This window comes from Capnocytophaga genosp. AHN8471, assembly GCF_016806945.1.
GTDB classification, from domain to species: domain Bacteria; phylum Bacteroidota; class Bacteroidia; order Flavobacteriales; family Flavobacteriaceae; genus Capnocytophaga; species Capnocytophaga periodontitidis.
In genome coordinates, this window is record NZ_JAESPJ010000039.1 from 1 (window position 1) to 9,961 (window position 9,961).

The 9,961-nt window shown below is 41.2% G+C and carries 9 protein-coding genes; 8 read left to right on the forward strand and 1 reads right to left on the reverse strand.

The window, feature by feature from the left end; genetic code table 11:
• From JMN12_RS14475 to JMN12_RS14510, 8 genes are all read left to right on the forward strand, one after another.
• Nucleotides 1-321: hypothetical protein (locus JMN12_RS14475; RefSeq protein ID WP_203139968.1), on the forward strand; the 321-nt coding region annotated here is incomplete at its 5' end.
• A complete protein-coding gene (locus JMN12_RS14480) occupies nt 263-964 on the forward strand; it encodes a gliding motility-associated C-terminal domain-containing protein (RefSeq protein WP_203139970.1) in 702 nt (233 codons plus the stop codon). The genes JMN12_RS14475 and JMN12_RS14480, both read left to right, overlap by 59 nt.
• A 149-nt stretch (nt 965-1,113) precedes the next feature.
• Nucleotides 1,114-1,884 (forward strand): hypothetical protein, encoded by a 771-nt coding sequence (locus tag JMN12_RS14485; RefSeq protein ID WP_238423940.1) that lies wholly within the window; start codon nt 1,114-1,116, stop codon nt 1,882-1,884.
• A gap of 45 nt (nt 1,885-1,929) precedes the next feature.
• Nucleotides 1,930-2,409, forward strand: a complete 480-nt coding sequence (locus tag JMN12_RS14490) for a hypothetical protein (RefSeq protein ID WP_009751187.1) — start codon at nt 1,930-1,932, stop codon at nt 2,407-2,409.
• Nucleotides 2,409-3,113 (forward strand): signal peptide protein, YSIRK family, encoded by a 705-nt coding sequence (locus JMN12_RS14495; protein ID WP_203139972.1) that lies wholly within the window; start codon nt 2,409-2,411, stop codon nt 3,111-3,113. The genes JMN12_RS14490 and JMN12_RS14495 overlap by 1 nt, the downstream gene beginning before the upstream one ends.
• Before the next feature lie 145 nt (nt 3,114-3,258).
• Nucleotides 3,259-5,130 (forward strand): tRNA uridine-5-carboxymethylaminomethyl(34) synthesis enzyme MnmG, encoded by a 1,872-nt coding sequence (gene mnmG / locus JMN12_RS14500; protein ID WP_203139974.1) that lies wholly within the window; start codon nt 3,259-3,261, stop codon nt 5,128-5,130.
• Nucleotides 5,131-5,206: 76 nt separating this feature from the next.
• A complete protein-coding gene (locus tag JMN12_RS14505) occupies nt 5,207-7,348 on the forward strand; it encodes a TonB-dependent receptor (RefSeq protein ID WP_203139975.1) in 2,142 nt (713 codons plus the stop codon).
• Between the two features lie 32 nt (nt 7,349-7,380).
• Nucleotides 7,381-8,721, forward strand: a complete 1,341-nt coding sequence (locus JMN12_RS14510; RefSeq protein WP_203139977.1) for a DUF4374 domain-containing protein — start codon at nt 7,381-7,383, stop codon at nt 8,719-8,721.
• 51 nt (nt 8,722-8,772) lie between these two features.
• Here the strand turns inward: JMN12_RS14510 and JMN12_RS14515 are convergent, their stop codons facing one another.
• Nucleotides 8,773-9,696, reverse strand: a complete 924-nt coding sequence (locus JMN12_RS14515) for an alpha/beta hydrolase (protein ID WP_203139979.1) — start codon at nt 9,694-9,696, stop codon at nt 8,773-8,775.
• Nucleotides 9,697-9,961 lie beyond the last annotated feature (265 nt).

Here is a 9,961-nt window from a genome sequence, read left to right on the forward strand (position 1 = left end):
GCATCGGGTACTTATACGGTTACTTATAGCATTTGTGAGAAACTCAACCCAAGCAATTGCAGTACCGCCACAGCAACTATAGTAGTGGGAGCCCCTGCTATTATCGCCAATACCGATACCCTTACAATTGCCAACGGTGCTAATGGAGGTACTACTAATAGTGTACTCACCAATGATAGTCTCAACGGGCACTTGAACCCAAGTACTACTTCAGTAACCCTCACTTGGCTAACTGTTCCAACAGGCGTTCAAACCCATACCGATGGCACCCTCACCGTGCCAGCAGGTACCGCATCGGGTAACTTATACGGTTACTTATAGTATCTGTGAGAAGTTAAACCCAGGCAATTGTAGCAGTGCCACGGCAACTATAGTAGTTCACAGAACGCCAGCGCCAATTCCAGCAGCTGCAAATGATGAGGCAACAACCCCTATTAACACCCCTATTGTAATAGATGTGTTGCACAACGATACCCCTCACGGTACGGTTACCCCTCATATTACAACTATACCAACAAATGGCACAGCTGTAGTAAATCACGACAATACAGTAACATATACTCCAAATACTAATTTTGTAGGTATAGATACCTTTGTGTATGAAATCTGTAATACCGATGGAGTATGTGTGAGCGCTACTGTAACCGTAAAAGTGATTAACGGTTTAACCATTTATAATGCTATAAATATCAGTGGAAATTCTCAAAATGATCACTTCCACATCGGTGGTATTGAAAACTATCCTAATAATACAGTACGTATTTTCAACCGTTGGGGCGTAAAAGTATTTGATACAGAAGGTTACGACAATGTGCGCAATGTATTCAAAGGCTTCTCTAATGGTAGAGTAACGGTAGAAGGTAGAGAAAATCTTCCACAAGGTACTTACTATTATATCATCGAATATATAGATGAAAATGGTCAAAAAGAATCTAAAGTAGGTTGGTTATACCTCAAGAAATAGAAATTAGAAATTAAAAAATAGAAAATAGTAGTTGGTTATCATAAAAACTAACTACTATTTTTTATTAACAAATCAACTAATTGACTAATTGACAAATTATTTGTACCTTTGCCCCAAGATTAATGAACCTTATAAAAACAAATAAAAAAATGAAACCTTATCTGTATCTTTTACTATTCTTGCCCTTAGCAATTTTCTCTCAAAACCTCCCTTATGAAACACCTGCTTTCAAAGCAATTGAAAAAAAATTCAAAATCGAAAAACGTCAAGTTTATTGGGACTTCTATAACACACAAGCTCTACAAGGCGACTCTCTGTATCAGCTCATCACCTTTCCAATTGTTAAAAGAGAACAGGGCGCTGTAAAAATAGATTTGTATGTGATAAACTACCATATAGCTAAACAGAAAATAAAATCCTATTACAAAGGTGAAAACCAATGGTCTATAGCCGAAGACAACGCTTTGAGAGGCTTAGAAATAGTACCCCACCCCCAACAACTGAATACTAAAACTCCCGCTTACCAACTCAGAGCTTTCTTTTCTAATAGTGTGCGCTATAACCCTACCGGACGAGAAGAGCTACTTTGGTTGATACCCAAAGGTAAAAAACTTCATAACATATTTACAGCCAATGTAATGACTTATTCAGGAAAGATAGAAGGTGGTGAACTTAGTGCGGGGCACATCCCTTGTAATGGCTCTAAAGAAGAAACTACCAGCCATTTTAGCATTCTACCTCATAAGGTATACGGTTTTTTTGCCCTGATGGAACACCGCACTACCAATCAAATACATATCGTTCCCGATGCCGAAGGTTTTTGCAATGAAGAACTCTCCGCCAAGCAAGAAACTATGATAGAATGGCAATACAACAAAAAAGAAAAACACTACAAGCCTATTAACGAATTGGCAAATTAACAAATTATTACTAACTTTGCACGCTCAAAAAAGACTTACATCATTATGCCACGCATTTACTATAGAGAAAAGAAACTACACGATGTACCCCTGAAAAACGAGGTCATTACAGTCGAATTATTTGATAAAATTATAGCACTCAGCGCCTTCATTCCCGAAGATGCGCTCCAAATTTTTGAGCTCCCTCAAAAAAAATCTACCTTTGCTTTTTGGAATAACAACAAACCTTTTAAACACGCTGTGGTTTGGAATACCGAAAAGCCTCATACTACCTATGAATACGGCGATTTCTACCTCCCTAAAGCTATCGTTTTCTTCGATGTGAAAGATGCCTATTTCCCCTCCGATTACTACTTTATAGTAAATATCAACGGACAGTTAGAACTCGGCTATAGCCGTGCTGGCGCAAGTACCGCTTGGTATGAACAACCCCAATTGTGGCATAAGGTTACCAACCCTAAAATCATTAAACGATTTGAAAAAAGCATTCAAGCTCTTTACAACTATTTAACAAAAAATCAATAATGGGTTTTGTTGCTACTATCCCTTTTTGGGCACTCTGCATAGCAACGGGTTACTATTTTTTCAATAGAAAACCCGATAACAACTTGCACTATAGCAGTCCGCGTTATATGCCCGAAAAACGGAAGCTGTACATCGCTAAATTAAAGAAATACGTAGGGGTAGTATCAGTATCCATAGGGCTATTGTTTTGCCTGCCTTTTTGCTCTTTTCTACTTTTTGAGTTGTTGGATATGCCTCATTCTTTTTATGAAAATTTACTTCTCTATACCCAGCAGCATCCTTTTATAGTCTACCCTACTGCAGCAGGATTTTTAGGATGGTGTATAGCCTTATATTTTCACGACAGTCGAAATATTAAATACTTACAAAAGCTATTAGAAGCAATGAGCGATGCTGATTACGAGCGCTTTATCCAAATGATGCAGTTGATAAACTTCGCTCAACGCTATTCGCCTTTTGTAGTGATTTGCCAAGAGAAAGCCTATTTTATGTCGAATCTTAGTGAGGGAATTCCGCTGACGGATATAGTGCATTTAGAATGGAAATGTCGGCAAGAACACCACAGTCGTTCAAAAAAAGGTAATAGACTAATAGAAGAAGCCTATATCTACACCCGCCAGCAACCTAATACCCCCATCACTGTAACGATGCCCAAAGCTCAATACCGCTTCTTAGAGCGCGCTTACCGCGAGGTAAATTGTTAATTATTAATTGTTAATTGTCAATTGTTTTGTACCTTTGCCGCCTGAAATTATAGGCAATCAAAAATGGTTGGCAAATTTTTTGTTGCTACACTGATAATCACTCCCATTACCCAATTGACAAATCAAAAAATTGACAAATCGATAAATGTTTACAACTGAATATGATGTGATAGTAGTAGGTGCAGGGCACGCAGGTGCCGAAGCTGCTGCTGCTGCTGCCAATATGGGCGCACAAACCCTCCTTATTACTATGAACCTCCAACATATAGCCCAAATGAGCTGCAACCCCGCTGTGGGAGGCATCGCCAAAGGACAAATAGTGCGTGAAATCGATGCGCTGGGCGGCTATATGGGTATTATTACCGATAAAACGGCTATCCAATTTAAGATGCTCAACCAGTCCAAAGGGCCTGCAATGTGGAGTCCGCGCGCACAATCCGATCGTATGCGCTTTTCCGAAGCGTGGCGCTTACAGCTGGAAAGTCTCCCTACCCTTGATTTCTTCCAAGGTATGGTAAACGACCTGCTTATCGAAAAGGATAGGGTAGTGGGGGTACGCACCTCTTTAGGGGTTACTATCAAAGCTAAAAGTGTGGTGCTCACCAATGGTACTTTCCTCAATGGGGTGATGCACATAGGGCTCAAACAGTTCGGCGGCGGTCGTGTAGGTGAGCCTGCTGCTCACGGACTTACCGAATGTCTCGTGCAACACGGCTTTGAAGCTGGTCGTATGAAAACCGGTACACCACCTCGTGTAGATGCTCGTTCTCTCGACTTTACCAAGATGATTCCTCAACCAGGTGACGAGCATCCTCAAAAATTCTCTTTTTCCTCTGAAACAAAACCTCTTGCCGTACAAAAAGATTGTTATATGACCTACACCAGCGAGTGCGTACACAATATCCTTCGTACGGGCTTTGACCGCTCGCCTATGTTCCAAGGAATTATACACGGCGTAGGACCTCGTTATTGTCCTTCAATCGAAGATAAAATCAACCGTTTTGCCGATAAAGAACGTCACCAACTATTCGTAGAACCCGAAGGATGGCATACGGTTGAAATGTATGTCAATGGCTTTTCAACCTCTTTGCCAGAAGAAGTGCAATATGCTGCCCTTAGTCAGGTGGCAGGCTTTGAAAAAGTGAAATTCCTCCGTCCTGGTTATGCCATTGAATACGACTATTTCCCACCTACCCAACTCAAACATACACTCGAAACAAAACTGATAGAAAACTTATACTTCGCCGGACAAATCAACGGAACTACAGGCTATGAGGAAGCTGCTGCTCAAGGATTGATGGCAGGCGTGAATGCTGTATTAAAAGTGCGCGAACGCGAGCCTTTTGTACTGAAACGCGACGAGGCTTATATAGGAGTTCTCATCGACGACCTTATCACCAAAGGCACCGAAGAGCCTTACCGTATGTTCACCTCTCGTGCCGAATACCGCACCCTCCTCCGTCAGGATAATGCCGATAGCCGCCTTACTCCTCTGGGGTATGAAATAGGCACCGTAAGTGAAGAGCGTTACCGCGCTTGGGAAACCAAAAATCGCAAAGTAAACGACTTTATTACCTATATAAAGGAATTGAGCGTTACCCCCGATGAAGTGAATCCTATTCTCGAAAAATACGATTCATCACCAATGAAACAAGGTGATAAACTCCAAAAAGTACTCTCACGCCCCGATGTAACTCTCGCCGATTTTGAGTCTATAGACCGCATCGCAAGTTATATAAAGGAAAATAACCTTAATGAAGAAGAAAAAACTTGTGCTGAAGTAGAAGTTAAATACGCAGGTTATATAGAGAAAGAACGCAATAACGCCGATAAACTGAACCGCTTAGAGAGCGTGCGTATTCCCGATAATTTTGATTACGATAAAATTATCTCCCTCTCTTTCGAAGGACGTGAAAAACTAAAGAAAATACGCCCAACAACCCTTTCTCAAGCCTCTCGTATCAGCGGTGTCTCTCCCGCCGATATTAGTATCTTGTTGATATATATGGGAAGATAAATCATTGCTAATTTAGGATTATTCAAAATAATTTTCGTACCTTTGCCCCCGTTATTCTAAAAACAGAGATACGATAATGCCTTTATCACCTAAATATATAATCCTTTTGCTCACTTCTTTTTGTGCAACTCAACTCTTCTCTCAACCTGTAGATGAAGAAGTTACGCAACTCAGTGAGGTTGTGCTCACAGGGCAATCACCTATCAAGCAAGTGCAAAAAGCAGCTTACAACGTGGTTGCTATCGAAGCTCAACAGCTCCGCAATCTCAACAGCAATGCTGCCGATATGCTTGCTCGTGTATCGGGGGTGAAGATGCGCGAAACTGGTGGAGTTGGGGCAGAGACAGCAATCAATCTTAATGGCTTTACCGGTCGTCACGTGCGTATCTTTATCGATGGGGTACCTATGAACGAAGCGAATGCCTCTTTTCGCATTAATAATATCCCCGCTGAACTTATCGAACGTATCGAAATTTACAAAGGTGTGGTACCTGTTACTTTTGGTGCCGATGCTCTTGGGGGCGCTATCAATGTAGTAACGCGCAAAAGCCGATACAACTACGGCAATCTTTCCTATACTTTTGGTTCTTTCAATACCCATAAAAGTACCTTAAACCTCGGGCAATTCCTCACCGATAACATCAGTGTAGAACTCAATGCTTACCAAAATTACTCCGATAACAGCTATAAAGTATTTACCGAATATCTCGACCTCCAAACAGGCTCTTACTCTAAAGAAAAACGCTGGTTCAAACGTTTTCACGACCGTTATCACAACGAGGCTATCATAGGTCGTGTGAATATCTTCGATGAAAAATGGACTGATAAACTTTCTTTTGCGCTCAATTATAGTCAGGAGGATAAACAACTCCAAAACGCCAACCTAATGCAAAAAGTCTTCGGGGGCAAGTACCGCAAATCTCATAACTATTCATCTTCAGTAGAATATGAGAAAAAGAATATCCTCAACGGTCTCTCTTTCTTCCTTACAGGGCGTTATGATTTTACCACCACTCAGAATGTAGATGAAGAAGCTCGCCGTTATAGCTGGACGGGTGAGTACGAACCAATGGTTACTCGTGGTGAATCACAACTCCAGAATACTATTTTTGAAGGTAAAACGGGCTATATTACTTCACACTTAGACTATCAACTCAATGAAAAACACTCCTTTCAACTCACACACACCTTCAGTAATTACATTCGGCGTAACAAAAATATGCTCATTACCAACTATACCCTCGATTCCGATTTTATGAGGCGTGTCAATGAGAAGAATATATCTGGATTATCATATAAGTTCACCCCCTCCGAGCGTTGGAATATATTAGCTTTCGGTAAATATTACAATACAGCTGTAACAGGTCCAGTGATTATTAGTGGATATGGAAGTCGCGCGGTATATGAAGAAGAAACTCATCACACTCAGGCTTGGGGGTATGGTGGGGCGACTACTTATCAGCTCTTAAAGCCTCTACAAGCTAAACTTTCTTACGAAAAAAGTTTCCGCCTACCTACTGATACCGAACTCTTTGGCGATGGCGATTTAGAAATTGGCAACTATAAGCTCAAACCCGAAAATAGCGATAACCTGAATGTAAATCTCTCTTACCAACCTGCGTTCAAAGTGCATTCATTCTTAGTAGAAGTGGGTTTTGCCTATCGTTATATCAAAGATTATATCATCAGAAGTATTATCAGTGCAGGAGCTAATGAAGGCTCCGCAGGAAGCCGAAATCACGGTAAGGTACTCAATATGGGAGTCGATGCTACCCTGCGCTATTTCTTCTATAAAGATGCATTTTCAGTAGGTGGCAACTTGTCTTATATGAACTTGCGTAACAAAGAAGAATTTACTGAAACAGGTCGCCCTTCTGCTATCTATAACGACCGTTTGCCCAATATGCCTTATCTATTTGGCAACGCCGATGCTACTTGTAATATAGAAAGCATCATTGCTAAACGCGACAGACTATCACTAAACTATAATCTCTTTTTCACCGAAGAGTTTTTTACCTCGTGGCAAAGCGAAGGAACAAAAATTAAAGTCCCTCGCCAACTTTCTCACGACGTAAGTCTTACCTACTACACTCCTAATAAACGGTTAAGTTTTTCTGTAGAAGCCAAAAATATCACCGATGAATTATTGTACGATAACTACAGCCTCCAAAAAGCCGGTCGCGCTTTCTATGCCAAACTCTCCTACCGATTCTACTAACCCCTAATTTCTAACAACTAATTTCTAAATATATGTATATCAATTTTCAAACATTCAAAAAAACGCTACTTGTAGGCTCATTAGTTAGCTTCGTAGCCCTTACGTCTTGCAAAAAAGACGATAATACTCCAGTTCCTCCTCCTTCTGCCGAGGGAGCTAACTTCTTCATCGATGCTGGAGGTGATCAAAATAAAACTCGTTATCTATTGGTCGCTAAAAACGTAGAAAATGGTGAACTCCCTCTTTCTGCTAACCAAGAACAATTCAAAGAAGCTAATGGCTATTTCTGGCAGTTCAACAAGAACACAGCAGTAGGTCTATCCTATGGCTTTAAAGGAGCTGGTATCGGTATTTCTTACGAAAAAACAGCTCAAGGTGTAAAACACCTTACTGATTTTGACGTAGCCGAACGTGCTACTACTTTCGGTTTCTTTGGTGATTATTGGATAACTGTAGTAGGCGGACAAGAATACGAAGGCAAAAAGGACGGCGCAACCTTCAACTTCCGCAATGCCAACAATTATACCAAAGCTTTTACCAAAACTATCCATACAGCAAATCTCCTTCCTGAGATGAACACCTCCTCTTCTACTCAAGAAATCGTGTCGTTTGCTGGTATCTTAGACAATGGTAACGGTGAGTTCTTCAGCGGTATGATAGTTTCTGATTACAAAGATGTACAAGTAGCTCAAGGTTCAAGTACCGGTAAAATCCACAATCCCGATGTGGTTTATGTAGGAGTACTCGACAAAGATTTGAACCTCAAACGTAGCTATAAAAGCGATAAGCTCAGCTATAGCGCAGGTCGTTTCAAATCTCAATATTTGTTAGAAATGGGTAAAGCCGATAATGGCGATGTATATGTATTCTCAGGAGCAATTGCTAAGAATCCTCCTAAAGTAAAAGCCCCTCAAACTCCCGATGTTGCTTCAACAAAACCTGCAGGTGCTTTGCGTATCAAACAAGGTGCTACCGACTTTGATGCCTCTTACTTCTTTGATATTTCAGCAGTATCCGGTAACGGAATCTTCCGTCGTGTATGGCATATCACCGGTAATAAGTTCTTGCTTGAGTTCTTTAATGATGCTTCAAAAGCTGCCCTCAATGGAGTAGATGTAAACCGCTTTGCTATTGTAGATATGGAAGCTAAATCTTTCAACTGGGTAACCGGACTGCCAGCTCTATCTGATTTTGCTAATATGACGTCAAACCCCGTAGAGCTTGCTGTCTACAATGGTAAAGTCTATCTACCAGTAAATGTAAAAAACAGTGACCCTGCTATCTATGTAATTAATCCTGCTACCAATGTAGCCACCAAAGGTCTCACTGTAAAAGGAGCTTCTTTCATCAACGCTATCGGTCACTTCAAATAATAAAACAAAAAGGTGCTTGGAAAACAATCTCTCTAAGCACCTTTTCTATTTTTACTTTTCACTTTTTACTTTCTTCAGCCATTTCTCGGTATTTCTCAAATACTTCTCACTCGGCACAAACTTATAATGTAACCTTTTAGAAAGCGCCTCATACCGCTGCTGGATAACTGCTGGATTCTCCTCAATATCATTGCGGTCGATGAACATCTCTGCAAAAAGCCTCCGCATCAAATCCATATTTCCTACCACTTGTATTGTGCCGTGATTCTCGTTGGGATATTCAACAAAATAAGTCTCCAAATTCTTAAAAGCTCCCTTTGTCGCCATTGCTTGCACCGCCTCTATCGCCTCCCGATGCCTACTGCGTCCATTGTTGCGCACCTTCTTCCCCGAATACGATAAATAGAATATTCGATGTTTAAAATCCTTTCCTTTATTCGCTTCAAACAACCGCTCTCCATCGTTTTTTCCCCACCACAAACTTGGGTCGTGTGCAATATAAGCATTAAATAGCTCTGTATGTTTGTTAAGAGCAGAAACCACCGCCAATCCACTCAATGAGTGACCTACTAAAATGCGAAAATCACTACATCTGTATTGTTTTTTAACCAAAGGAATAAGCTCATCAGCCACAAACTGCCAAAAATGGTCACTATCGCTCCCAAAATCCCTTTCGCGCTGTGTGTTTTCAATTCCAATGACAATCATTTCAGGCACATTAGGGATTCCCTGAGCCAATTTCCCCATCAAAGTAGAAAAATAGTTGAAGTTTGTTTCTGCATCAAGCAGATACACCACAGGATAGTTTGTCTTTTTTAAAGTAGAGTCGTAATACGAATCAGGCAAATACACACTTATAGTACGCGTTTCACCTAACACTTTAGAAGAAACCGATAATTGTTCACCTATACAAATAGAAGTCTGCCCTTGAACAAAAGAGCAAGCTAATAGCCAAAGTATAAAAACTCTTTTCATTATTGATTTATATAAATATAGGTGCAAAGATATTAAAAAATATCAATTACTCAATTATTCACCCCCAAAAACACCCCCCCCAAAAAAAGAAGTCCACCACTTTCATCACCACCAAATCCCATCACCACCCTCTCTTTCTCTAACCCCCACCCCCCCCCCCCCCCCCCCCAAAAAACCCCCCCCCCCCCCCTCCCCCCCCCCCCTCTCCCCCCCCCCCCCCCCCCCCCCCCCCCCCCACCCCCCCCCCCTTCCCCGTGTTTCCCCC